This window comes from Capsulimonas corticalis, from assembly GCF_003574315.2.
GTDB lineage: Bacteria > Armatimonadota > Armatimonadia > Armatimonadales > Capsulimonadaceae > Capsulimonas > Capsulimonas corticalis.
Genome location: NZ_AP025739.1, coordinates 305,710 through 330,723, shown reverse-complemented (window position 1 = coordinate 330,723; position 25,014 = coordinate 305,710). Strand labels below are relative to the sequence as shown.

The 25,014-nt window shown below is 60.2% G+C and carries 20 protein-coding genes; 12 read left to right on the top strand and 8 right to left on the bottom strand.

Features of this window, described 5'->3' with window-relative positions:
• Positions 1–351: 351 nt before the first annotated feature.
• The 3 genes from D5261_RS01525 to D5261_RS01515 are packed head-to-tail and all read left to right on the top strand — an operon-like array spanning position 352 to position 5,460.
• Entirely contained in the window at positions 352–3,753 is a 3,402-nt protein-coding gene (locus D5261_RS01525; RefSeq protein ID WP_119320193.1) for a PAS domain S-box protein, read from the top strand.
• Positions 3,750–4,343, top strand: a complete 594-nt coding sequence (locus D5261_RS01520) for a cation diffusion facilitator family transporter (RefSeq protein ID WP_119320192.1) — start codon at positions 3,750–3,752, stop codon at positions 4,341–4,343. Before D5261_RS01525 ends, D5261_RS01520 begins: the two co-directional genes overlap by 4 nt.
• Before the next feature lie 55 nt (positions 4,344–4,398).
• Complete coding sequence (locus D5261_RS01515) at positions 4,399–5,460, top strand: DMT family transporter (protein WP_119320191.1); 1,062 nt, start codon at positions 4,399–4,401, stop codon at positions 5,458–5,460.
• A gap of 83 nt (positions 5,461–5,543) precedes the next feature.
• Here D5261_RS01515 and D5261_RS01510 read toward each other — a convergent pair whose 3' ends face one another.
• The 3 genes from D5261_RS01510 to D5261_RS01500 form a co-directional block, all read right to left on the bottom strand.
• Complete coding sequence (locus D5261_RS01510) at positions 5,544–7,550, bottom strand: ABC transporter ATP-binding protein (protein ID WP_165864003.1); 2,007 nt, start codon at positions 7,548–7,550, stop codon at positions 5,544–5,546.
• 179 nt (positions 7,551–7,729) lie between these two features.
• On the bottom strand, positions 7,730–8,038 hold the full coding sequence (locus D5261_RS01505) for a hypothetical protein (protein WP_119320189.1): 309 nt from the start codon (positions 8,036–8,038) through the stop codon (positions 7,730–7,732).
• A gap of 107 nt (positions 8,039–8,145) precedes the next feature.
• Entirely contained in the window at positions 8,146–8,925 is a 780-nt protein-coding gene (locus D5261_RS01500; RefSeq protein ID WP_119320188.1) for a prepilin-type N-terminal cleavage/methylation domain-containing protein, read from the bottom strand.
• 132 nt (positions 8,926–9,057) lie between these two features.
• On the opposite strand from D5261_RS01500, the gene D5261_RS01495 reads away from it, so the two are divergent.
• Together D5261_RS01495 and D5261_RS01490 are read left to right on the top strand one after the other, a co-directional pair.
• Positions 9,058–9,249 carry a hypothetical protein gene (locus tag D5261_RS01495; RefSeq protein WP_125205850.1) on the top strand — a complete coding sequence of 64 codons (192 nt, stop codon included), beginning with the start codon at positions 9,058–9,060 and terminating at the stop codon, positions 9,247–9,249.
• A 50-nt stretch (positions 9,250–9,299) separates the two neighbouring features.
• A complete protein-coding gene (locus D5261_RS01490) occupies positions 9,300–10,658 on the top strand; it encodes a substrate-binding domain-containing protein (protein ID WP_301002391.1) in 1,359 nt (452 codons plus the stop codon).
• On the opposite strand, the gene D5261_RS01485 is transcribed toward D5261_RS01490, so the two are convergent.
• The 5 genes from D5261_RS01485 to yicI form a co-directional block, all read right to left on the bottom strand.
• Positions 10,648–11,481 carry a carbohydrate ABC transporter permease gene (locus tag D5261_RS01485; RefSeq protein ID WP_119320186.1) on the bottom strand — a complete coding sequence of 278 codons (834 nt, stop codon included), beginning with the start codon at positions 11,479–11,481 and terminating at the stop codon, positions 10,648–10,650. The genes D5261_RS01490 and D5261_RS01485 overlap by 11 nt on opposite strands.
• Positions 11,478–12,431, bottom strand: coding sequence for a carbohydrate ABC transporter permease (locus D5261_RS01480; RefSeq protein ID WP_119320185.1), 954 nt, complete (start codon positions 12,429–12,431; stop codon positions 11,478–11,480). Before D5261_RS01480 ends, D5261_RS01485 begins: the two co-directional genes overlap by 4 nt.
• Entirely contained in the window at positions 12,428–13,792 is a 1,365-nt protein-coding gene (locus D5261_RS01475; RefSeq protein ID WP_119320184.1) for an ABC transporter substrate-binding protein, read from the bottom strand. The genes D5261_RS01480 and D5261_RS01475 overlap by 4 nt, the downstream gene beginning before the upstream one ends.
• A 167-nt stretch (positions 13,793–13,959) precedes the next feature.
• On the bottom strand, positions 13,960–16,068 hold the full coding sequence (locus tag D5261_RS01470; protein WP_119320183.1) for a glycoside hydrolase family 3 C-terminal domain-containing protein: 2,109 nt from the start codon (positions 16,066–16,068) through the stop codon (positions 13,960–13,962).
• A 289-nt stretch (positions 16,069–16,357) separates the two neighbouring features.
• Positions 16,358–18,679, bottom strand: coding sequence for an alpha-xylosidase (yicI, locus tag D5261_RS01465; RefSeq protein WP_119320182.1), 2,322 nt, complete (start codon positions 18,677–18,679; stop codon positions 16,358–16,360).
• Positions 18,680–18,884: 205 nt separating this feature from the next.
• Here yicI and D5261_RS01460 point away from each other — a divergent pair, with 205 nt between their 5' ends.
• The 7 genes from D5261_RS01460 to D5261_RS01430 all read left to right on the top strand — a co-directional run bounded on the left by D5261_RS01460 (position 18,885) and on the right by D5261_RS01430 (position 25,014).
• Positions 18,885–19,766: a DUF1559 family PulG-like putative transporter gene (locus D5261_RS01460; protein WP_119320181.1), complete on the top strand. Its 882-nt coding sequence runs from the start codon at positions 18,885–18,887 to the stop codon at positions 19,764–19,766.
• Positions 19,767–19,804: 38 nt separating this feature from the next.
• Positions 19,805–20,044, top strand: a complete 240-nt coding sequence (locus D5261_RS01455) for a hypothetical protein (RefSeq protein ID WP_119320180.1) — start codon at positions 19,805–19,807, stop codon at positions 20,042–20,044.
• A gap of 88 nt (positions 20,045–20,132) precedes the next feature.
• Positions 20,133–21,182 carry a LacI family DNA-binding transcriptional regulator gene (locus D5261_RS01450; protein WP_165864001.1) on the top strand — a complete coding sequence of 350 codons (1,050 nt, stop codon included), beginning with the start codon at positions 20,133–20,135 and terminating at the stop codon, positions 21,180–21,182.
• 56 nt (positions 21,183–21,238) lie between these two features.
• The gene (locus D5261_RS01445) at positions 21,239–22,108 is read left to right on the top strand and encodes a DUF1559 family PulG-like putative transporter (protein WP_125205849.1); all 870 of its coding nucleotides are present in this window, start codon (positions 21,239–21,241) and stop codon (positions 22,106–22,108) included.
• A gap of 123 nt (positions 22,109–22,231) precedes the next feature.
• Complete coding sequence (locus tag D5261_RS01440; RefSeq protein ID WP_125205848.1) at positions 22,232–22,471, top strand: hypothetical protein; 240 nt, start codon at positions 22,232–22,234, stop codon at positions 22,469–22,471.
• A gap of 49 nt (positions 22,472–22,520) precedes the next feature.
• On the top strand, positions 22,521–23,921 hold the full coding sequence (locus D5261_RS01435; RefSeq protein ID WP_218025518.1) for a GH1 family beta-glucosidase: 1,401 nt from the start codon (positions 22,521–22,523) through the stop codon (positions 23,919–23,921).
• 169 nt (positions 23,922–24,090) lie between these two features.
• Positions 24,091–25,014: a complex I NDUFA9 subunit family protein gene (locus D5261_RS01430; RefSeq protein ID WP_119320175.1), complete on the top strand. Its 924-nt coding sequence runs from the start codon at positions 24,091–24,093 to the stop codon at positions 25,012–25,014.

The following is a 25,014-nucleotide window of genomic DNA, read 5'->3' as shown; positions in this document are numbered from 1 at the left end:
GTTCTTTCCCGCGGCCCGTGAAGGAGAACTCATGGAACGTGTCGATTATAGAGAATGATTATTTATAAGTATACAGTTGCATGTTGATAAAAGTCAAGCCGTCCTTCAGACGTGGAGAAGATGGAGGAAATATGAGTGTGAGTTTAGCTGGCTTCTCAGATCGGTATAACAGAACAAGAGAACGCCAATCAAGTAAATCAGACACCATACCTCAGAAGCGCTGTCCTCTCCTGTCTGCTAAAGATATTTGCGGAATTCACCGACCATCATGACAGTCAAGTTCTGTATTACTCACCCATTGGGATTTTTGATATACCGGCGCCTCCCAAAACGGGGTAGAAAGCTGATCTTATGGCTGCCCGCTTGCCGGAAAATGAACGTGAGCGTCTCGCCGCGCTGCGCGATCACCATATTTTGGATACTCCAAAAGATCAGGTGTTCGACGATTTGGTGCGTCTTGCCGCCAATATCTGCGGCGCTCCCATCGCCGCGATCTCATTAGTGGACGAGCACCGGCAGTGGTTCAAATCCATGCTAGGACTGGACGTGCGAGAGACATCGCGGGATCTTTCCTTCTGCGCCCACACCATTCTTCAATCCGACTTATTGCTCGTCAGCGATACCCATCAGGATCCGCGGTTCGCGGGGAATCCATTTGTGACCGGTGAACCGCGCGTTCGCTTCTATGCCGGCGCGCCTTTGATTACGGACGAGGGATTTGCCCTGGGCGCTCTCTGCGTTATTGGCGGAACGCCGAGAACCCTGTCGAGCGAGCAGGAAGACGCGCTTCGGCTTCTGGCGCGCCAGGTCACAAGTCAGATCAAGGCCGTTCGGCAGATCGCGGAAAAGGAAGCTTTGCTCGTCGAGCGCGAGCGGCTGGTGGCCGAGCAGGAGTATCTCATCACGGAGCGCGAGCAAGCTGAAGCGGAGCGCTCAAGGCTGGCGACCATCGTGGAGTCCTCCGACGACGCCATTTACAGCGTTGCGCTGGACAGAAGAATTACGAGCTGGAATCGGGGCGCGGAGCGGCTTTACGGCTATTCCGCCGCCGATATTGTCGGCAAGACAGTTCATCTTCTCATTCCTATGGAGAGCGTCGCGGAGTTTGATGAACTCATGAGGCGTGTCGAATGCATTGAGGATGTTCCTCCCGTGGAGACCGTACGTTTGACGATGACGGGAGCGCGCTTGGATGTCTCCCTGCGTATTTCGTCCGTTTTGAACGCGGACGGAGAGATCGTCGGCGTCTCCATGATCGCTCGCGACATCTCCGAGCGAAAGCGGGGCGAATCGGTGCTTCAGGCAGAGAGAGAGTTTACGGAAGCGATGCTTGCGACCATGCAGGAAGGGATCGTCGCTTGTGACGCCGAAGGACGCCTGACGCTATTCAATCACGCCGCCAAGGAGATTCACGGACTCCCCTTCCAGCCGCTTCCGCCTGAGGAATGGGGAGATCATTTCGGATTGTTCGAATCGGACGGAATAACCCCGATGCGCCCTCAAGATATCCCTCTTTTTCGCGCGCTTCAAGGGGAAACTGTCCGGCAGGAGGAAATGGTCGTGTGGCCTGCGGATGGGCTTCCCAGAACCATTCTTGCCAGCGGGAGAGCTATCCATGACGGCGCCGGTCAAAAGCTGGGCGCGGTTGTGGCGCTGCACGATATTACCGCCCGACGCCAGAACGAAATGGAGCTCGCCCGCCTTGCGGCGATCGTGGAATCGTCGGAAGAGGCGATCCTGGCGGCGACGCTGGACGGCGTCCTCGTAAGTTGGAACCTGGGAGCCGAAAGGATATACGGGTACAATGCGGCGGAGATGATCGGCCAAAACGTGGCTGTCTTAGCCAGGGCGGCTAGTTCAAAGCCATTTCCCATTGCCGTCGCTCAGATACTTCGCGGAGAAGCGCCGTCGCGTGTGGAAGTTTTGCGGCGCCGTAAGGATGGCGGCGAGTTTTACGCGTCGCTCTCTTTTTCGCCGATTCGGGATACGATGGGCCGCGTGATCGGGGTATCCTGCATCACTCGCGATATCACCGCGACCAAACGAGCTGAGGAGGCTCTGGCGGAAAGCGAGGCGCGACTGCGCCGGCTCACCGACGCCGCATTTGAAGGAATCGCGATTACGCGGAACGGAATCCTCGTGGATGTCAGCCCCGCCTTCGCCGTGATGTTCGGTCACCGGGTTCCCGCGGATATGCTGGGGCAGGAGGCGACAATCTTGGCTGCTCCCGCTTCCCGCCATCTCGTTGCGCACAAAATCTCCACGAATGACGAAGAGCCTTATGAAGCGACACTGACGCGCCGGGACGGCTCCACGTTCCAGGCTGAGCTGCGCGGACGCGTAATCCACCTGGGCGGACATCTCGCGCGCGTGACGGCTGTTCGAGACATCAGTGAGCGCAAGGCGATGGAAGCGGAACTGCACGCGCGAGCCGAGCAGCTCCGGCGGAGCGAGGCGGCGCTTCGGGCGCTGCTGGAAAGCGCCCCCGTTATTTTGTACGCCGCCGATTCTCATGGCGTGATTACTCTTTCCGAGGGCAAGGGCCTGGCCGCACTGGGCCTGGAGCCTGGGGAAACCGTCGGGCGTTCACTGTTCGACTTCAGCGGTGGTGACGTGGAAGTGGAAAACAATACGCGCCGAGCTCTGGCCGGCGAAGCCGTGTCTTATGACGCTCGGGTCTATGGACTTTGCCTCCATACCGAGCTGAGGCCCGTTCGCGGCGTCGATGGGGCGTTCGTGGGCATTACGGGCGTCTGCTTCGATGTGACGGAGCGGGTCGCGTCCGAAGAAAGATTCCGGGTGCTGTTCGAGGAATCCTCTGACGCCCATTTGTTATTCGACGACAGCGGCGTCATCGACTGCAACGACGCCGCTGTCACAATGCTGCGCTGCCCGGACAAGACCCAAATACTCTCGATGAACCCTAGTAGCATGTCTCCGGAATTTCAGCCGGACGGACAGTATTCGCAGGAAAAATGGGGCACAATGGAGGGGCAAGCCCGTGAAACGGGGTTCCATCGATTTGAGTGGATTTACCAAAAAATGGATGGCGAGGAATTTCCCGTGGAGGTGGCGCTCACCCCTGTCACCCTCGCCAACAACTCTGTTCTGCTGGCCGTGTGGCATGACTTGACGGAACGCAAGCGGGTGGAAGACCTAACCAGAGAGCATGCAATCATTCTGGAGATACAGAATGGTCAGCTGGCGGTTGTCAACGCCGAACTTGAGGCGCTGGCGGCGTCGGATGGTTTGACAGGCTTGAAGAATCACCGCGTTTTTCAGGAGCGGCTGGCCGACGAAATCAGCCGCGCCGCGCGATATGAGTCTGCCTTATCGGTGGTGCTGTTGGATGTCGATCACTTCAAGCAGTTCAACGATTCCTATGGCCACCCTGCAGGCGACGCCGTATTGAAAGTGGTCGCGAGCATCTTGCGAGAAAACGCCCGCGATATGGATCTCGTCGCTCGGTATGGCGGGGAGGAGTTCGTGCTCATCCTTCCGCAAACCGAACTTGAAGGCGCCTTGGCGTTCGCGGAGCGTCTGCGGGAATGCATTGAACTCCATGCATGGCCCCTGCGTTCCGTCACGGCGTCGTTTGGAGTGGCAGGCTTAAGAAGCAAAACGGATGGCGGCGCTGACTTGATCGAGCGCGCGGATACCGCCCTTTACCAATCGAAACGGTCAGGACGCAACTGCGTGATTGGCGACGTTCCCATTGGCGGTTCTGACCTGTCCCCCAGTATAATACGATGAAGAATATTCTTCCTCACCTTCTGCGGCGGGGAATATTCCTGGAATATATCACTCTGGCATGGAATATCGTCGGCTTGGGAATTATGATGCCGGCGGCGATCCATGCGCGCTCGGTGGCGCTCGCAGGATTCGGTCTGGACTCGCTGATCGAGATCGGCGCGTCGACGGTCGTTATCTGGGAGCTGACCGGGGCGGGGATGGGGCGCGAGAAGAAGGCGCTGCGAATGATCGGCGCCGCCTTTTTCGCGCTGGCGGTTTACATCTTACTGCAATCCTCCTATGTTCTCATCACGCGCTTTCATCCCGGCGTCTCCCCGATGGGGATCGTCTGGCTTGTGCTGACCTTTGCCGTCATGCTGATGCTCGCGGCGGGCAAAGCCCGCGCCGGCGCGGCTTTGGGCAATGTCGTTCTCCAGACCGAAGGGCGCGTCACCATGGTGGATGCGTACCTTGCGGGAGCGACACTTGTGGGCCTCGCGCTGAACGCCGCGCTGGGCTGGTGGTGGGCGGATCCCATGGCGGGACTCGTCATCGTTTTTTATGGCTTTCAGGAAGGTCGTCATGCGTGGAGCGAAGCAAACGCCGAATGACGCCCCAAGATTGGAGATCGATGGAGATGATCTTTCGCCGGAGTAAGCTGGGATTATGAGTTCGAATTTACCTGCGACGAAGCTCCCGGTGGGAGTAGGGATCGCGCTGCTCGCCGCCGTTCTCTTTGGGATCAGTACGCCGTTCGCGAAGCTGCTCCTCGGCGGGACTTCGCCAGTTCTGCTCGCGGGGCTTCTGTACGCCGGTTCGGGGATCGGGCTTTCGCTCCTTTATTTTACGCGACGCACCGCGGACGAAGCCCCGCTCACACGTAAGGACTGGCCCTGGCTGGCGGGCGCCGTGCTCTTTGGCGGCGTCATTGCGCCGGTGCTGCTGATGACGGGGCTGACGCACACACCCGCCTCCAGCGCCTCTCTCCTATTGAATTTGGAAGGCGTGTGTACTTCACTGCTGGCGTGGTTTGTTTTCAAGGAGAACTTCGATCGCCGGATTTTCCTGGGGATGGTCCTGATCGTTGCCGGAGGGATCGTGCTCTCATGGCGGGGCGGGAGCCTGTCGCTGCCGCTCGGCTCTCTTGCGATCGCCGGGGCGTGCTTGTGCTGGGGGATCGATAACAATTTAACCCAGAAAGTGTCGGCCAGCAATCCGTATCAAGTGGCGGCCATCAAAGGCGCGGTCGCGGGCGTTGTCAACATCACCATCGCCTTTTGCCTGGGCGCGAAATTGCCCGGCGCGGCCTTCCTGGGAGGGGCGCTGCTGATCGGCTTTTTGGGCTATGGCCTCAGTTTAGCCTTCTTCGTCCTGGCGCTGCGCCATGTGGGAACGGCCCGCACCGGAGCCTACTTTTCGCTGGCCCCGTTTGTCGGCGCCGTCGTCTCCGTCCTGCTGCTGCATGAGCCCATCGGATTTCGGCTACTTATCGCCGCCATGTTCATGGCCGCCGGGGTCTGGCTGCACTTAACCGAACGTCACGAACACAGGCACCGCCACGAACGGCTCGTCCACTCCCACCGGCACGTTCACGACGAACATCACCAGCACACCCACGCCCCCGGCGTCGATCCCGCCGAACCGCACACGCACGAACATATCCACGAACCACTCACGCACGAGCACCCGCACTACCCGGATCTGCACCACCGGCACACGCACACGTGAGCTGATTGACGACCGTTCAGAGAATCGAAAACGGCGCGGATGTTCAAAACCATCCGCGCCGTCGTAATTACCGGATGAGTGAATTATCGGACGTGTTCGGCGTAGGGATCGCTGGAATCGGATTCTTCGTTCAATATCTCTTTCGCCGCGTCGTGAACGCTGAGGGCGTGCTCGAACTGCGCTTTGTAGAGCTCGTAGTAGAGGCCGCCGTTCGCCAGGAGGTCCGCGTGCTTGCCTTGCTCGACGATCCGCCCCTTGTCCATGACGACGATTTTGTCGGCGTGCAGAATTGTGGATAGGCGGTGCGCGATGATCAGGGTGGTGCGGCCGATCATCAGGCGGTTCAGCGCGGCTTGTATCAGGCGCTCGCTTTCGCTGTCGAGGGCGGAAGTGGCTTCATCGAGAATCAAGATGCGCGGATCTCGGAGGAAGGCGCGGGTGATCGCGATGCGCTGCTTTTGTCCGCCGGAGAGCTTGGTTCCGCGCTCGCCGATCTCGGTGTCGTAGCCATCGGCCTGGCTTTCGATGAAGTCGTGCGCGTTGCCGGCGATGGCCGCTTCGACAACGGCGTCGTCATCGGCGTCCGGACGGCCGTAGAGGATATTGTCCCGGATACTTCCCGTAAAGAGAATGTTGTCCTGAAGCACCATGCCGATGAACGAACGGAACCAGCTCTTTTTGAAGTCCCGGATATCGCGGCCGTCGACGCGGATCGCGCCTTTGGTGACGTCGTAGAGGCGAGGAACCAATTGGATCAGCGTCGATTTGCCGGCGCCGGATGGGCCGACGAACGCGACGACTTCGCCCGGCTGGATCGTCAGGCTGATGTCCTTGAGAATCGGGTTCTCATCGTATCCGAACCAGACGTGATCGAACTCGACCTTGCCATGGATCCGCCCCGGCAGCGTGATCGCGTTTTCCTTCTCCTTGACCTCCGGACAGATGTCGAAGATCTGGAAGATGCGCTCGATCGCGGCGCTGGCGTTGGAGATAACGGCGGCGAGATCCGTAATGCGCTGGAGCGGGCCGTAGAATGTCCCCAGGAACGCCCAGAACATCAAGAGAGTCCCCGGCGTCAGCTTGCCGTGCAGGACCTCCAGCGCGCCTACCCAGACGACGATCACCGGAGCAATGGTCGTGAGCAGGTTTGACATCGCCATATTGAACGAGGCGAGGCGCACCGCCGTGACCTGGCGCACGAGCAGCGACCGGTGGAGGCGGTGGAACAGGCGCACTTCGCGCTTTTCGCGCGCGAACGCCTGGACGACGGTGACGCCGCTCATCTTCTCCTGCACCTGCCCGGACATCTCGGAGAGACCTTCCTGAACGGCGTGCGACGCCTTGCGGATCTGCTGGCCGAACAGGCGGACACTCAGGATCCAGAGCGGCAGCACGGCGAAGGCGGTGAGCGCCAGCTTCCGGTCCAGTGTGAGCAGAAAACCGCCCAGGATGAGGATGGAGAGCGAGTCCATCCAGAGATTGGTGCACGCGTTGCCGATAAAGTTTTGCGCGAGCGCGACATCGCTGGTCAGACGCGAGACGATGCTTCCCGAGCGCTCGCGCTGGAAGTACGACAGCGACAGCGATTGGATGTGCTCGTAAAGGTCATTACGCAGCTTGAAGATGACGCGCTGGCCGCCGATGCCGGCGAAGTAGGCTCGGAAGAAGACGAGGATGCCCCAGAACGGCAGGAAAACGAGCAAGGATCCGAGCAGCACCTGGATGCGCGCGGCCTTCGAGGCGCCGGATCCGACGGTGTGGGCGATGTAAAAATCGAGCATCCGAAACAGCGCGTTGGCTTTGGCGGGCGAGGCCGAAGCGCTGCCGCCCGTTCCCAGGATATGGTCGAGCACGTAGCCGACCGCGGTCGGGATCAAATTGGGGACGAGATAGATCGTGACGCCGCAAAGTGAGGCGATGACGAAATAGTGCGCCGAGGGTTTGAGATAGGCCAGAAAGCGCAGCATCGCCTGCCGCTCTCGCTTCGGATCGCGCTCGATTTCATCGGCGCGCCGCGCGATTGCGTCGGCGATTGCATCCCGCTTCCTGGCCTTGCGTAAGTTCGGTGGTTTACCGGCGGTGGACAGCATCAGGCGTGGCTCCTTTGTGTCAAACGTTTCCGAGGTTTGGTGAACGCATTTCATTCCAACTCATGGGATATCGGAATTGTTCCCGAAATTCGTGAAAAATTGAACAAAGTAACGCGCAAAAAACGCTTCTCGTGTTTGAGAAGCGTTTTTTATGTGGTTGTCGCCAAGCGCGGCGGCGGCTATTTTGTGTTCGAATTGTTAAACATCGCCTGCCGCTGCGCATTCGCCTGATCCTGTTGCTGCTGCATATTGGCGAGGATTTGCTGCTTCTGAGCGTCCGGCATATCCGCAGGCAGGTTCGGCGGCGGGATGACAATCGGCTTTAAAGCTCCAGGCGGCGGCGCATCGAGCTTCGCTGAGTTCGCTGGCGCCGCCGGCCGACTGCCGCAGCCGGCGATGGAGAAAGCGGCGACTGCGCATACGGCAATCGCCAGCGCGCGGGCGCTCGCGCGAGACCCGCGAACGGCGACGAATGATCGAAGTTCCAAACGACTATTCCTTGTTCGATAACAAATCCAGATCGGACATCAAGCGCCAAACGGCCGCCGCGCATCGCGGCGGCCGATCCAGCGATCATGAGTCGAGTGCGGTGCGATCAGTTGATCATGCTGGGGTCTTTGTTCGCGATATTTTCCGCATAGCTGACCGAGCCGACCTTCATCGCTTTGACATGGCCGTCGCAGAAAAGGAAGTTCCCCATGCTGGTGTGCCGGTACGCAGGAGTCCACGAGGTCGGCCAGGTCCAGCAGCCTGCTCCCTGGGCGCTATTATTGCTGTCCTTCGGGGACTGATCGGCGAGGTCGGTGTGCGCTCCATGGGGAGTTTGTCCATTGCTTGCCCAGTTCCACTGATCGGTATTGAAGCCGATTCCCGCCGGGCCGCCCCAGCAGTTGCCGTTGTTCTTGCCTTCGAAGACCATGATCTTGGACGATGGCTTCATGATCGCGCTCAGCGAGACAGGCGAACCGCTGGAGCTAATGACGTCCTCCAAAACACGATACTGCGCGTATTCGTACTTGCCATCCGCTTCTTCCGGAAAGTCGGGACAGGTGAACACGCCGGTGTTGGTCGAGCCGCCCCAGGCGCCGACCGGAGAATTCCCGTTTTTGATATACGGCTGAACGGCCTTGGACCAGTCGTAATCGTTGGGGCTGACGCCGGCGATCTCCAGCGGATAATTCTCGTCATAGTCCTGCACATATTGCAGAACGGCCAGGCCGGTCTGCCGCTGGTTGCTGGCGCAGCTGATCTGGCGCGCCTTTTCGCGGGCCTGGGCGAAAACCGGGAACAAAATCGCGGCAAGAATGGCGATAATCGCGATAACAACGAGCAATTCAATCAGTGTAAAGCCTTTGACTTTCGCGGTGTGTAACATGGGTTCAGTCTCCTGGATCGTCTTATGAAGAAGGCGATGTTTTGAATTACGATAAGAGCTTTAGGCACATTGATGTACCAAGTTCATCAGCAAAAATAGTATATCACGCCTGCGGAACGGCGTCAAGTACTTTTGAATAACAATTTTCAGAATATCGACATTTGGAAATTATTGACTTATGACGATAGTATATCAATAGGTGATTTATTCGGCGTTGGCATTGTCGAAAGCGAAGGATCGCTGGGTCTCAGGGCTTCTTTGCTGGCGGAAGTCTTGTCTCCAGAAGGCGCAGGGGGTATATTAGATACCTGTGTCATCGCCTAATGATTGGGACACGGCGAGCGTCCGTATCGAAAGTTAAGATCGTTATGATTGTGTGTCCGAAATGCGGGGTCTCCGAGGGACAGGTCAAGGCGGGAATGCATGGCGGCAGCCAGCGTTATAAGTGTTCCGCCTGCCGCCGTCGCTATACGCCGGAGCCGAGCAAGCGCGGCTATGCGCCGGAAGTGCGCGAACAGGCCGTCCTGCTGCATGCCGAAGGTCTGAAGTCCGGGGAGATCGCGCGCCGCCTCGGCGTCAACTCGCAAAGCGTGCGGAACTGGCTCCAGCGCGACGGAGTGGTCACGGCGTCGGTCGCGGAGAAGCTGGACCCGGCGCATTCCGGGAAGGCGTCAAGCGTCCCGCTTGGGAAGCGGCGCGCGACGATTAACGACGTCGCCGCCCGCGCCGAGGTGTCGCGCGCGACGGTCTCGAATTTTCTCAACGACAAGGGCCGGATGAGCGAGTCGACGCGCTCGCGGATCCAGACGGCGATGGATGATCTGCACTTCACGCCCAGCGCGCTCGTGCGGGCGATCCGCCGCCAGCGCACCCGGATCCTCGGCGTGTTTATCTTCGGCCTGAGCAGCCTGGATCAGAATATCGGCGGCTCGCTGGCGCCGCACCTGCTGGCCGGCATCAGCGAGGCGGGCGATGTCGCCAATCATAACCTCTTGCTTTACACCGGCTGGACGCAGCATGCGGACCGCCATTCGGCGCTGGAGTATCTGGACGGGCATATCGACGGGCTCATTTGGGTAGCGCCGCCGCTGCACGACGCCACCCTGGAGCGTGTCGCCGAGGCCGGGCTGCCGGTGGTCGCGCTGCTGACGCGCCATGTGCCGGACGGTGTCGGCTACGTGAATGTTGATAACATCAACGGCGTCGCGCGCATGGTAGAGATGCTTGTCCAGCAGGGGCATCGCCGCATCGCCTATATCGGATCCCTGCACGACTCGAACTTTCTCGACCGGAGGGACGGATATCGCAAGGGGCTGGAGCAGGCGAGGATTGAGCACGACCCGCGATTGGAGGGGATCGACGATCAGACGCCGGATCGCGTGCGGGAGCCAAGCTTCTTTCAAGCCATGGTCGATCGGTGGCTTTTGCTGGACGAGCGTCCCACGGCGGTGATCGGCGGCGACGACGGCTGGGGGATGGGGGTGGGAAAAGCCTTTGAAGCCGTCGGCCTGCGCGTTCCTGAGGATGTTTCCATCACCGGCGTCAACGACACTCCGGACGCCCAGTGGATCTTAGGCGGATTGACGACAATCAACCAGCCGTTCCGCCAGATGGGTATCCTCGCCGTGGAGCGCCTGGTCGCGATGATCGAAGGCGCGCCGGTCGAGGATTGCCGAATCACCGTCACGCCCGAGATCATCGTCCGGTCTTCCTCGCGCGAGATTACCCCTTGACCGCGCCCGCCGTCAATCCCGCGACGAATTCTTTCTGGAGCAGCACGAACAGGAACACCACCGGCAGCACGCCCAGCAGCGTGCCGGCCATCAGCATACCGTACTGGGTCTGGTAAATGCTGACCAATTGATTGAGGCCGATCGGCAGCGTGAACAGCTCGGCGTGGTGGAGAATAATCTGCGGCCACAAAAAGCTGTTCCAGGCGCCCATAAAGCTGATCAGACAGAACGCGCCGATCATCGGGCGCGAGACCGGCATCACGATATCCCAGTAGATTTGAAACTCCGAGCAGCCGTCGATCCGCGCCGCCTGCAACAGCTCGTCCGGGACCTGCTGGATCGATTGCCGAAACAAAAAGATCCCGAAGACGCTCACCGCGCCGGGCACGATCAAGCCGGCGTAGCTGTCCACCATCTTCATATGGTAGAGCAGGTCGTACAGCGGCGCCATCGTCAGTTGTCCCGGCAGCAGCAGGGTGGCGAGCATGATCGCCACGATGATATTCTTGCCCTTGAACTCGTACTTGGCGAGCGCGAAGCCGGCCAGCGACGAAAAGAACAACTGCACCATCACCGTCACGCTGGTCACGAAGACACTGTTGGCCAGATAGCGCGCGAACGGCGACTTCGTGAAGAGGTCGTGATACTCCGAAAGCGTCAGGTGGCTGACCGGCGGGAAGAACGTGTAGTGGAACATATCGTCCGAGGACTTCAGCGTCGCCGCCACCAGCCAGACCAACGGCGTTAGCACGATCGCCGCCAGGAGAAACATCGTGATGGTGAGCGCCGTGCGCCCCGTCTGTACAGATCTTTCCGTGTTCATTTCGCTTCCGCCTTCCACGCGCCCGTCATCCGCATCTGCGCGAGACTGATCAGCAGGACCCCAATCGCCAGCGTCCACCCGACCGCCGAGGCGTAGCCCAGATTCCCCGTCACGAACCCATTGTTGTAGAGATACATAACGACGGTCAGTCCCGCGTTGTCCGGACCGGCCGAGTTATTCAGCATGATATAAGGCAGCTCGAATAGCTGGAACGAGCCGATCGTGGTAGTGACGAGCACAAAGACCGCGACGGGGCGGATGCTGGGAAGGGTGACCGCGAGAAACTGACGCCACGGGCCCGCCCCGTCGATCATCGCCGCTTCGTAAAGCTCTTTGTCCACGGCCTGGAGCGCCGCGAGAAAATAGATCATGTTGAAGCCGACGTAGAGCCAGAGCGATGTCAGGATCAGCGCCGGCATCACGAGGGCAGGGTTCGCCAGCCACTTGGTGTCCAGCGGCAGGCCGATCAAGGCGTGCAGCCCTTTGTTGACCAGTCCGTACTGAGGTGCGAGCAGGACCGAAAACAGGACGCCGACAAAGACCTGCCCCAGCAGGTTCGGCGAGAAGAACGCCAGCCGCAGGAATGTTCGCCCGCGCAGCCAGCGCTGGTTGAGCAGGATCGCGAGGCCGAGCGCGAAGGGAATCTGGAGCACGACCGACCAGAAGGCGAAGACCAGCGTGTTCCAGACCGCCGTGTGGAAATCCGGATCGGCGAAGAGAAATTTGAAGTTGTCAAAGCCCGCGAAGACCTGGCTCTTGGGGCCGTTGGTGTGATAGAACGCCAGGATCAGGCTGTGGAGGATCGGCCAGACCCCAAAGACGGCGAACAAGATCAGAAACGGCGAAACGAACAGATAGGGCGCGAATTTGTCCGAGGGGGAGCGCCGCCCGCGCGGGCCTGTCCCGGACGCCGCCTTGATCGCGGGGCGGGTGGCGAGTATATTGCTCAATAGGAATCCCTCCGCGCCATGGCCCGGACTTCGTCCGCGCGCATCTTCATCCGCGAGCGAACGTAGCTCTCGAACTGGGCGTCGCCGTGGTCGACATAACCATGGGTGTTATAGTAGTGGACACAATCGACCAGGGCCTGGCTGAGCTTGTCCGTCGCCGTCTGAATAACGGGATTGCTGTAGTGGGCCGGAACATTGGGAGCGAGTCGAATATAGGAATCGCCGATCTTCTCATTGCTCCAGTAAGCGCGCCGTTCATGGAAGACCGGATCGCTCCAGAGATCTTTGACCGGCGGCAGAATGTTCGTGGATCGGTATCGGTCCGCGAGCTGTGATTTGTCGAGATAGAGAAACATCGCCAGCTTCCAGGCGAGATCCTGATGGTTGTTATGCTTGGTGAACCCGAGCATCGTTCCGCCCCAGGAAGTGGTGGGATTGCCGCCGGGCGCCGCGAGCGGCATGGGCATGAGCGCCATCTTTCCCTTCATGTGCGAGACGTCGTTCTCGAAGTTCTTGGAGCGCCAGTCCGGGCAGATGTAGCAGAGCATGTAGCCGTCCTCGACGGCTTTGGTCTGCACCTGTCCGAAGTAGCCGACGCTGTCGCCGATCTTGTGCGGCCCCGCGACCAGCGGCACGTACCAGCACATCGTCTGCACGGCGATTTCGTTGTCCATGATCACATGCCCGTCGGCGTCGAAGTAGCCGCCGCCGCGCTGGAACAGCATCGGCTCCAGCACGGTGGCGTCGCTGTCGGACATCTCCATCATGTACTGCTTGCCTGGAATGGTCATCTTGCGGCCGACCTGAACGAAATCGTCCCAAGTCTTGATCTTGCGGACGTCCACGCCCGCCTTTTCGAAGATATCGCGCCGGTAAGCCAGCTGAACCGCGTGAATATCGTGGGGCAAACCGTAGATGTGTCCCCGGTTGGTGTAGGGCGCAAACCGCGCATGGACCACGCGGTCCCAGAGCGGCGGCGTTCCGTCCGGACCCGGCGCGTGGAGGCGCGGCCCCAGGTCCACAAGGCCGATATCCTTGGTCGGGCCGCGAAACAGCGCCGCCGACTGTCCGATCTCGACTTCAAAGAGATCGGGGACATCCAGGTCGGCGAGCATGGCCGACTGCATCCGCGAGGCCAGCGCGTTGAGCGAGACTAGCTCCAGGTCGACGGTGACGCCGGGATTCTGACGCTCGAACTCCGGAATGATCTTTTTATACGAGTCATAGTGCGTGGTGGCGAATGTCCAATAGGTGAGCGTCGCGTGATGTTTGGGCTTGGGTTGCAACGCCAGCCATCCGCCCGAAGTCACGGCCAGCGCCAGGATGCTGAGGGCGGCTCTGCCGAACGGAAAGTATCTCATGTGCGGCCATTTCTTTTTGCGCGAAAATTCGTGATTATTCGATAAATATGAGCGTGAAATCGCCGTTTTTGGTAAAATTGATCTACTGTTGACGGTATATCACGCTCATTATACGACGGCGCCGTATTCCTGTCAAGCAACAATTGCGAATCGTTTCGCGCGTACGCTCAAGGCGCGATGGTCACGAGGCTTTCCAGTTCGATCTCACGGGATGAGCGCCCGATCCTGATCTCCACGCGTCCGCTTTCGACTTCGAACCGGTGCTCGGCTTCGTTCCAATAGGCAAGGTCCGACGCGGCAAGCGGCATCGTGACGGTCTTTGTCTCGCCCGCCGCCAGCGCGATCCGCTGAAACCCTTTGAGCTCCTGGCGCGGCCGCGCAACCCGAGAATCGAGATGCCGGACATAGAGCTGCGCGACTTCCTCGCCCGCCCGGTCGCCGATGTTGCTCAGCTCGAAAGAGATATTGAGGACGCCGTCGTTTGCGGGAATGGTCTCCGCGCTCAAATGCAAATTGGCGTAGGCGAACTGCGTATAGCTCAGTCCATGGCCGAAGGGGTAAAGCGCGTCGCCATCGAAGTAGAGATGGGTGCGGCCGTGACGGATATCGTAATCCATCATCGGCGGCAGTTGATCGATGGACTGGAGCCAGGTCTGAACCAGGCGTCCCGCCGGGTTATAGTCGCCAAACAGAACGTCGGCAAGGGCACCGCCCTGCTCCTGGCTGTTGTGCGTCATCTGCACGATCGCCGGGATATTCTCCTGCGTCCACCGGATGGTGTAGGGGAACGACGAGACCAGCACAACGATCGTGCGCGGGTTCGCCGCAAAGACCTCCCGAATGAGCGCTTCTTCCTCCAGGTCCAGGGACTCTCGATCGACCGCTTCCTTCCCATACTCCGGTTTTGTCACCTTCGCCCAGCCGCCGTCCCCCGTGGGGTGGTTGCCGACGATCACGATTGCGACATCCGCGTCACGCGCCATCTCCGCAGCCGCGTTGATATCCGCGCCATCGGAATGACGCACCGCGACGCCCGCGCCCGCCTTCTCGGCGATCCCCTGGAGGGGCGTCACCGCGTATGGCGGCGATCCGCTGTACCAATCGAACAGGACGGAATCCGAATAAGCGCCGATGACGGCGATGGACGCCAAGTTTTGCTTGTCCAAAGGCAGTACATCGCCCTCGTTCTTCAGCAGCACGATGGACTTTTGCGTCACCCGCCGCGCGGCGGCCTTGTGTTCTTCGGAGAGCCACGGCGCGGGCGCTCCCGCCGCGCCGATCTGTGCATAGGGGACAAGCTCCGGCGGATCCAGCAGTCCCAATCGGATCATGACCCGGAAGTTGCCGCGCAGCGCATCGTCGATCTGCGCTTCGGTGACGAGACCCTGCTCCCACGCCAGCCGCGTCGGCTCCATGTGATCGTCCAGAAACTGCCCGATCCCCGCCTGCACAACGGCGGCGCACGCGCTCGCTTCGTCGGGGAACGCCTTGTGATGGGTGACGAGCAGCTTCATCGCGCCGCCGTCCGTGCAGATGATCCCATCCTGCCCCCATTCCTCCACGGTGATCGCCTTTAACATGGGATGCACGCCGCAGGGAATTCCATTATAAGAATTATAGGCAGCCATATAAGCCCGCGATCCCGCCTCGACGCCCATGCGAAACGGGACCGAATAATACTCCCGAAACAGCCGCTCATCGAAGTCCGAGGACGAGTTTTCTCGCCCATTCTCATTGCTGTTCGCCAGAAAATGCTTCATCAGCGACGCCGAGCGCCAGTATCGGGGATGGTCGCCCTGCAACCCCCGCACAAACGCCGCGGCCAGAGTCCCGTTGAAGTACGGATCCTCCCCGTAGCACTCTTCCGTGCGTCCCCAGCGCGGATCGCGCCCCAGATCCGCATTGGGCGCCCGCACGACGATCCCCCCGCGCGCATACTCCGGATGCTGGAACAGATAACGCGCTTCCACGCTCTCGATCTCCGCCGCCAGCCGGACACACTCCACATCCCACGTCTGCCCCAGCCCGATCGCCTGCGGAAATGTCGTCGTCGGAAGCGGCTCTTTGCCGCCCCAGCCGCCGGGCTCGCCCATCGCGACGCCGTGCAGCCCTTCAATATGCCCGCTGCCCTTGACGCCCAGGCGCGGAACACTCGGGTCCGTGCCGAGACAGGCGATCTTCTCTTCGGTCGTCATGAGGGAGAGGAGATCCGTGACGCGGTCTTCGATAGCGGCGTCGGGGGTTTGGAAGATGTGCGTGGTGGTTGTGTTATTCATGGTGGTGAGCTCTCGGATCGCCCCCTTAGCAGCCAGGTAAGCAGACTTTGTGCTTTCGGCACAAGCCTGACGAATATTAAGAATGCCTGGCGAATGAATTCGCGGCTAAAAGTACGGTCACCCGCCTTCGCGGGTTCAGAGTTTTATGCCGAAGGCATTTATCTTAATGCCGTAGGCTCCGAAGTCCGCGAAGGCGGACGGCCGTACTTGTAGGCGCGAATTCATTCGCCAGCCACTTACGCAAAGCGCAAGAATTAAGTGAACGAGAGGGGGGTGAGGGCTCCCCCCTCTACACCGTCACCGTCACCGACCTCGCGCCGTCCGCCGGCAGAACCAGCGCTCCGCGCTCGCCGGATTCGAACGATCCGCCGTCCACCGAGGCGATGTTGGCGACGCCCATCAGCCGAAGCCTCCACAAGCTGGCCGAGCCTTCGAGGGTCGCCGTGATCTTGCCGTCGTTTTTGGTGACGGTTAGCGTTGCGCCGTTCGCCCCGGTGAGGGTGGGGATGGAGACGCTGACGTTGGCGCCGTCAGACAGTTCGTAGACCTGGAACTCGACGCCGGAGGTGAAGTCGTAGTCCGGGCGTTCGTCGTCCGCGCCGAGGGGTAGGACTGTGTTGGGGCGGACCAGGAGCGGCAGGCTCAGGAAGCCGTGCTCCTCGCGCATCCAGCGCGGGCCGTCGATCGTGCGGCCGGTGAGATATTCGGTCCAGCGGCCTTCGGGGATGTAATACTGGACCGAACCGTCCTGTGAGAAGACGGGGGCGACCAGCAGCGATCCGCCGAGAAGATACTGGCGGTCGAGATACTCGCACGCGGGATCGCCCGGGAACTCCAGCATCATGGCGCGCATCATGGGGACGCCGTGTTGATGCGCTTCGACGGCGGCGCCGAAGAGATAGGGCATCAGGCGGCACTTGAGCTGGGTGAAGAAGCGAAGCACGTCCACGGCTTCGTCGTCGTAGACCCACGGGACGCGGTACGACGAACTGCCGTGCAGGCGGCTGTGCGGTGAAAGCAGGCCGAAGGCGACCCAGCGCTTGTAGATCTCCGCGGGAGGAGTGCCCTCGAAGCCGCCGATGTCGTGGCTCCAGAAGCCGAAGCCCGAGAGGCAAAGCGAAAGACCGGCGCGCAGGCTGGCGGACATCGCCTCGAAGTCCGACGCGCAGTCGCCGCCCCAGTGGACCGGGAACTGCTGGCTGCCCGCCGTGCCGGAGCGCGCGAACAGGACCGCCTCCCCCTCGCCGCGCTCCTCGCGCAGCAGATCGAAGACTGTCTTGTTGTAGAGATATGAGTAGAAGTTGTGCATCGCCTCCGGATCGGATCCGTCGAAGTAGACGGCGTCGGTCGGGATGCGCTCGCCGAAGTCGGTCTTGAAGCAGTCGACGCCTTGATGGAGAAGGGCGCGCAGCTTATCCTGGAACCAGCGGCAGGCGTCGGGATTGGTGAAGTCGACGATCCCCATTCCCGGCTGCCACTGATCGGTCTGCCAGACAGAGCCGTCCGCGCGCTTCAGCAGATATCCGCCCGCCTTGCCCTCGGCGAAGAGCGGGGAGCGCTGGGCGATATAGGGGTTGATCCAAACGCAAATCTTCAGGCCGCGTTCTTTCAGACGCGTGAGCATGCCCGCAGGATCGGGGAAGACGCGCTTGTCCCATTCGAAATCGCACCAGTGGAACTCGCGCATCCAGAAGCAGTCGAAGTGGAAAACATGCAGGGGGATTTCGCGGTCGGCCATGCCCTGGATAAAGCTCGTGACGGTCTGTTCGTCATAGCTGGTCGTGAACGATGTCGTCAGCCACAGACCGAAGGACCAGGCCGGCGGCAGCGCCGGTCGGCCGGTCAGCGCCGTGTACTTCTCCAGAATCTCCTTGGGCGTCGGTCCATAGATGACGAAGTATTCCAAAGATTGGCCGGGAACGCTGAACTGAACGCGCGCGACTTTTTCGGAGCCGATCTCGAACGAAACGTTCTCAGGCTGGTTGACGAAGACGCCGTAGCCGCGATTGGTGATGTAAAAAGGGACGTTCTTATACGCCTGATCGCTGCCCGCGCCGCCGTCCTTGTTCCAGGTATCCACGACCTGACCGTTTTTGACGAACGCCGTGAACCGCTCGCCGAGACCATAAACGCACTCGCCGACGCCCAGAGACAACTGCTCGTGGATATATGCGCCTTCGCCCTCCACCTCGGCAAGGCCGACGCCCTTGGCGCCGCTGCTCGTGACGATGCGCCCGTCGGATGAGACAAAATCGAGCGCCCAGTTCGCGCGGTTGATCCGCGCCGTCAGCGCGCCGCTTGTCAGGGACGCGAACCCATCGTCGGTCTCGATCGTGACCGGCGCGCCTTCGTCCGGGAACGTCGGAAAGCGCAGGTTCTCACGCCGTTCGCCACTGTAGTGCATTAGTCGCACTTGGATCACGTCGCACATCGGCGACGAGAGCCGAACAGTAATGAGAGGACCGATCAGCGTATCGCCGCGATGGCGGATCATATGCGCCGGAGCGTAAGCCGTGACGGACGTGTCCGTCGTCTCAAGATCGTATGCCTGCGCCGGGTGATAAGTACGCACGCCTTCACGTATTAGCCAGTTTCCATCGGTGAACTTCATAGTGTAACCATTATACTATTGACCTACGATTAATGCAAGGAGTTTTTTATGAATTACCGATAATTTTATTTCTGAATTATCGGTAATTTATTTTTAGAAACCTATTGACGTAGCGCTAATTCAGTGATAGAATGGATTTACACCCCCGAAAGGCGAAACGCCAACGGGTATCTCGGAATTGAGTTCGCAGGAGAAAGTCAAGACTATGTATCGTACTTCATTTATTTCGTCCGCCAAAGTCAAAGGGTTCACACTGATCGAGCTTCTCGTTGTCATCGCTATCATTGCAATCCTTGCCGCAATTCTCTTCCCCGTCTTCGCTCAAGCTCGCGAGAAAGCCCGACAGATCTCCTGCTCCTCCAATATGAAGCAGTTGGGCTTGGGAATTCTGCAATACGTTCAGGATTACGATGAGACGTTTCCTCTCGCGATTGATGGTGGACAGGAATATTCCAGCGGGACGGACCTGACCGCGCATTGGACGCAGAAAGTGCTGCCTTATATCAAGGCCAACGGCGTCTTCGGATGTCCCGATGATCCCGGCGCCGGGAGCGTTGACACCGCGAATTCCTATAAGGGCGTGATATGCTCCTATGCCGCCAATGGCGTTCTGGGTTACTATGGCGATTTCGGCTATGCGCCGGCGCTGGTCGGTCTGATGGGCGTCGCGAAAGACGGGCTCTATCCGGGTAACTATGAAGTCGCGCCTCTCTCACGTGTCGGTCGCCCGTCAGATACAATTCTGATCGCCGAGCATTTCAACAGCGATATGCACAATGCGGCGCCGAGCGACAATAATGCGGGCAATTGGACGAACTTTGGCGATGGAAACGTCATTGTCGGCGTGTCCTGGTTTGGTGAAGGCAGCCAACTGCCGGACAATACTCGTCCCGCCTCAACCGCTTATCCGAACGGGCCGAACGGAGCGATCTCCGCGCACCATTCGGGCAACACGATGAGCAACTTCGCGTTTGTCGACGGTCATGTCAAGGCGATGCGCCCGAGCCAGACCAATCCCCAGCCGGCGTCGGGATACGACTCCAACGGGCACGCCGATAGCAACAAGTGGGACGCTCTGCGCCAGTAGTTCGGAAAGTATCATAAAGGCAAGAAATCAAACAATCGATGAAGAGAAATCACACAATCCTCCTGGCGGCGCTCTGCGCTGTGGCGCTTGCCGGCTGCGGAAGCCGCGACGGCAACTCCGGCGATCCTCTGGCTCAGCAGCGTAAAGACGTGATGGGATCGCCGGCGCCGCCGGCGGAGCAGGCGAAGATCGCCGCCATGCAGGCGGAACAGGCGCAGAAGATGCAGAGTGCGCAAGCCGCCGGCCAGGCCGCCGCGCAGAAATCGGGAAAGCCGTAACCAAAGTCCGAACCGAGGAATGGTGGGGGACGGGTGTATAATAGTAACGCCGCCCGCCCCCCGACGGCGAAAGAACGACGATCTATTTATGAGACGAACTGACGCACCGACATTAAAAGACGTGGCCCGCGAGGCCGGCGTGGCCGCGATGACCGTTTCCGTGGTCCTCAACGGCGCCCGGTCCGCCACTCGCGTTTCCGACGCCACGCGTGTTCGGATCGAAGAGGCGGCCAAGCGGCTGCACTACCGGCCCAACGCCGTCGGGCGGGGCCTGTCCCGACGCCGCATGGACACGCTCGGTGTGGTCGCGGTGATTGACGGCCCTTTGAACTTATACTTTCTGGAGATCCTGAACGGGATCCTGGCCGAATGCGTGGGGCACGGTCAGAACACGACGGTCTTTTCCGTCTCCGATTGGCGGCTCGACGAAGACAAAATCCTCCAATTTTGCGACGGGCGAGTCGACGGCATTATCTTTTTGGGATCGCATCTGACGCCGGAGTTTTCCGAGCTCCTTTCTCGGCGGACCTCATTCGTGACGATCCACGGCGGCGTGATGATGCCCGGCATCCACAATCTGGAGGTGGACGACGAAGGCGGCGCCCATAAAATCGTCACGCATATGATCGAGCTGGGGCATCGCCGAATCGGTCATTTTCCCGGCGCTCTCGATCAATCCGGGGCGCGTCAGCGGTTTGCCGGCTACAAGAGAGCGATGGAGGAGGCCGGCATTCCCATCGACCCGAGTCTGATTCTGGAAGGCGATTTCACCGCCGTCAGCGGAAGTGAGCGGATGGCGGCGCTGCTCGGCAGCGGGCTTCCGCTGCCGACGGCGATCTTTTGCGCCAATGACGGTATCGCCTACGGCGCCCTGGATGTCGTCGCCGCCCGGGGCTTACAGGCGCCCCGGGATATCTCCATCGGCGGCTTCGACGACCTGATGCTGGCGCAAATGACAACCCCGCATCTGACCACGATCCGCCAGCCGTTCCGCGACATGGCGGCGCGCGCCGTACAATTGCTTCTCAATCAAGTCGGAGACGGAGCCGACAATCAGCCGCTTCTCGAACCGACAGCCAGCGACATCTTTCCGGTCGAGCTGGTTATGCGGGAGTCCGTCGGACCGCCGCCCTCCTAAGGGCGGCATTGCAAGAACATCGAATCGATTTTTTCGCGCATATCAAGGAGAATGTCATGAATCGTTCTTTTCTTCGCAAGTCCCCCCAAACCCTGGGGTTCACGCTCATTGAGCTTCTCGTAGTGATCGCGATCATTGCGATATTAGCGGCGATCCTGTTTCCGGTATTCGCGCAAGCCCGGGAGAAAGCGCGCCAGTCTGCTTGTATCAGCAATTTCAAGCAGATCGGCCTTGCGATCCTGCAATACAATCAAGACAACGACGAGTCTTTTCCCCCGTCGCAGGTCTCCACCAGCGGCATGGGCAACTTCACCACTGGGTATGACTGGACTTATGTCATTAACCCCTATGTGAAGAACGGTCAGAACAACGCAACCACAGTGGCCGGCCGCAATATCCTGGGCTATGCTGGCGGAGTGTATTCCTGCCCGTCCGCCGTGCATCGCGATCAGCAGGCGCAATTTGTCGTGCGCGACGATGTCTTCCCGGTCTGGTATGACAACGGCACTGGCCTGAGCGCCAACGCCTCCGGCCCCTCCGTGACTCTGGCGGCGATCGATTCTCCCGCCGAATCGATTGGCATCTGGGAAGCCGGCGCAAACGGCGCCAGCGCTATGGCTCCAGACGGAACGACGATTTACAGCAATCCCCGAGGCTCCTACTATCCTATGGACAAGTGGGCGTGGTTTTCCGGCAGCACATTCGTGCCCAATATCAAGGACTGCGATATCGCGTCCGGCGATGGCGGCGGCTATCAGTCCTGCAACACCATGCCGCGCTACCGCCACAGCGGCACCTGCGATATGCTCTTCCTGGACGGCCACGTCAAGTCCCAGCACAAGGGCGCCGATTACTACAGCAAGAACCTGTACATCCCCGGCCTGACCTGCGAACAGTACTGGAACCAGTGCCCGGGCACCCCGTAGCCTCACCGCCAGCCCCGCAAGGGGCCGGCGCTGATACGGCGATCACGGGCTGGCAAAAATTAAGTTTCGTGAATGCGTATAGGAATACTTCGGCGCTTTTACGGGTCTTCAAGGGTAGAATGAATGAGTGGAATCAAACATTTGGCGTCGGCCGCATTGGCCATCGCCGCCATCGGAATCACGGCGCTCTCGTCCGGGTGTTCCTATTCCGGAGACACCTCAGGGTACCAGGCCGAGCAGAAGCGGTCGAAAGCCGAGATCATGCAGGCCATCGACCAGGTGAACGCCGACACGAAAATGCCGGCCGGCGTCAAGCAAACGGCCCTGGCGCAGCTGAACAAAGAATTGGCCGACGCGCATTAAATCTCACCTATCGAAGCGCGGATAGTAACGGCCGAAGGAAGCAATCAGAGTGACGGATTTGGATATACCCGCCGCGTCGGGCGCCGCGCGGCTTTTTTGCCCGTTCCCAGCGGATTTTTTGTGGGGCGCGGCTACGGCGGCTTACCAGGTCGAAGGGGCATGGGACGAAGACGGGCGCACCCCCAGTGTGTGGGATACGTTTTCCCGCCGGTCCGGGGCAATCGCGTTCGATCAGAACGGCGATGTTGCGACCGATCACTACCATCGCTACAAGGAAGACGTCGCGCTGATGAAGCGCCTCGGGCTTCAATCCTACCGCTTTTCCGTCTCCTGGTCGCGCATCTTTCCCGACGCCGGCGGCGTCCCCAATCCGAAGGGCCTCGACTTCTATAAGCGTCTCGTCGACGAACTGCGCGCCGCCGACATTCAGCCGTGGATGACCTTGTTTCACTGGGATCTGCCGCAGTGGACCGAAGACCGGTTCGGCGGCTGGGAATCGCGTGACTGCGCGCGAGTCTTCGCCGACTACGCCGGATATATGGCCGCCCAGCTTGGCGACCGTCTCAGCGGCGTTTTCACCATCAACGAGTTCATGTGCTTTCTGGACAAGGGGTATGTGGACACGGGCGAGCTGTTCGCGCCGGGCAAGAACGTATGTCCGCGCCTGCTGAACCAGGCGCGCCACCACGCCGTCTACGGTCACGGCCTGGCCGTCCAGGCGATCCGCGCGTCCGGTCCCCAGGACCTCAAGGTCGGACTCGCCGAGAACATTCCCAATATCGTCCCGATCCTGGAGACTCCCGAGCACATCGCCGCCACGCGCGAGGCGCTGCGCGAACTGTCCGGCATGTATCTGACCCCGATCTTCGAGGGCCGCTACCATCCCGGATATCTGGAAAGCGCGGGCGCCGACGCGCCTGTCTTCACGGACGACGAGATGGCGGCGATTGCGTCTCCTATTGATTTCGTCGGTCTGAACTTGTACGCGCCGACCTATGTCCGGCATGATCCCTCGACAGCGCGCGGCTGGTCCACGGTCGAGAACGGCCCTGGCTACCCCAAAATGGATATGCCATGGCTCGCGGTCGGGCCGAGCATCATGTACTGGGGACCGCGCATGGTCGCGGAAACCTGGAACGCGCCCGAGATCTACATCACGGAAAACGGCTGCGCCAATCCCGACCGGCCGAACGCGAGCAATGAGATTCAGGATGTCGGGCGGGTGATGTACCTGCAAGAGCATTTGATCCACCTGCACCGCGCCGCCGACGAAGGTTATCCCGTCAAAGGCTACTTTGTCTGGAGCCTGATGGACAACTTCGAATGGGCTTTCGGCTACACCAAACGCTTTGGGATCTGCTACGTCAACTACGAGACGCTGGAGCGCACGCCCAAGCTCAGCGCCGAGTTCTATTCCGGGGTCATTCGACGCAACGCCGTCGGCGGATAACTGAGAATACTGGAAAACGCCTCGGACAGAGATGTCCCGAGGCGTTTTTGTTTGGAACTGAACTCTTTCTGGCGATGTTATAGCGGCGAGGGACGCGGCGCAATTGGCTGCCCGTCTTTCGCAGATGCAAGTTCGCCGGTCCAAATGGACTTAGAAAGCTGTATAGGACATGGAAGTTTTAGTGACCGGAGCCTCCGGCTTCGTCGGGAACCACATGATTGAGGCGCTGCTTGCGGCCGGGCATTCCGTGCGCGGATTGTCGCGCAAGAAGCCGCAAGGGGAGCGCGCCAAGTCGGGCGCGACGTATATCGACGGAGTGGATGTTGGGGACGCCGCGACGCTGACGCCGGCGATGTTTGAAGGCGTGGACGCCGTCCTGCATCTCGTGGGAATCATTCAGGAGGCGAAGGGCGGCCAGACGTTCCAGCGCATCCACGTTCAGGGAACCCAGAACATCGTAAAGACCGCCTGCGCGGCCGATTTTCACGGACGGTTTATTTACATGAGCGCGATCGGCGCCGATCCGAACGGTCCCGCCGAGTATTCGCGCACCAAGGCGGCGGCGGAGAAGATCGTGACGGAAAGCGGTCTGCCGTACACCATCTTTCGCCCCTCGATTATCCTCGGGAAAGACGGCGAGTTCGTGGAGCAGATGGGCGAACTGATCAAACACGGCGGACTTCCCGTCCCGCTGCCGTTCCCGTTTATCCCCGTGCCCGGCTCCGGCAACAATAAGTTCCAGCCGATCTTTATCGACGACCTGGCCGCGTGCGTCGTGAATTCGCTCGGCGACCCCGCCACGGCGAAGCAAGTCTACGAAGTCGGCGGCGCCACCCAGGTGTCGTTCAACGAATTGCTGGGCGGCTTCGCCAATTCCCTGCACGTCAGCAAGCCATTTCTCCATGCGCCCGTCCCGATCCTCAAAATCGCCGCGACCGTCATGGAGGCGATCCTGCCCAAGCCTCCGGTCACCCGCGATCAGCTCGCCAACCTGGGACTGGACAACGTCACAAAGAGCCACGCGATTACCGATGTCTTCGGCGTTTCTCCACTGGGCTTCGAACAGATCCTGACCAAAATCTACGGGAGTTAG

Coding starts and splice junctions, on each gene's coding strand:
- D5261_RS01520 (WP_119320192.1), top strand. CDS start 3,750: ATGAAGAATATTCTTCCTCACCTTCTGCGGCGGGGAATATTCCTGGAA.
- D5261_RS01470 (WP_119320183.1), bottom strand. CDS start 16,068: ATGAATAACACAACCACCACGCACATCTTCCAAACCCCCGACGCCGCT.
- D5261_RS01485 (WP_119320186.1), bottom strand. CDS start 11,481: ATGAACACGGAAAGATCTGTACAGACGGGGCGCACGGCGCTCACCATC.
- D5261_RS01460 (WP_119320181.1), top strand. CDS start 18,885: ATGTATCGTACTTCATTTATTTCGTCCGCCAAAGTCAAAGGGTTCACA.
- D5261_RS01510 (WP_165864003.1), bottom strand. CDS start 7,550: ATGCTGTCCACCGCCGGTAAACCACCGAACTTACGCAAGGCCAGGAAG.
- yicI (WP_119320182.1), bottom strand. CDS start 18,679: ATGAAGTTCACCGATGGAAACTGGCTAATACGTGAAGGCGTGCGTACT.
- D5261_RS01455 (WP_119320180.1), top strand. CDS start 19,805: ATGAAGAGAAATCACACAATCCTCCTGGCGGCGCTCTGCGCTGTGGCG.
- D5261_RS01515 (WP_119320191.1), top strand. CDS start 4,399: ATGAGTTCGAATTTACCTGCGACGAAGCTCCCGGTGGGAGTAGGGATC.
- D5261_RS01430 (WP_119320175.1), top strand. CDS start 24,091: ATGGAAGTTTTAGTGACCGGAGCCTCCGGCTTCGTCGGGAACCACATG.
- D5261_RS01450 (WP_165864001.1), top strand. CDS start 20,133: ATGAGACGAACTGACGCACCGACATTAAAAGACGTGGCCCGCGAGGCC.
- D5261_RS01440 (WP_125205848.1), top strand. CDS start 22,232: ATGAGTGGAATCAAACATTTGGCGTCGGCCGCATTGGCCATCGCCGCC.
- D5261_RS01475 (WP_119320184.1), bottom strand. CDS start 13,792: ATGAGATACTTTCCGTTCGGCAGAGCCGCCCTCAGCATCCTGGCGCTG.
- D5261_RS01500 (WP_119320188.1), bottom strand. CDS start 8,925: ATGTTACACACCGCGAAAGTCAAAGGCTTTACACTGATTGAATTGCTC.
- D5261_RS01525 (WP_119320193.1), top strand. CDS start 352: ATGGCTGCCCGCTTGCCGGAAAATGAACGTGAGCGTCTCGCCGCGCTG.
- D5261_RS01445 (WP_125205849.1), top strand. CDS start 21,239: ATGAATCGTTCTTTTCTTCGCAAGTCCCCCCAAACCCTGGGGTTCACG.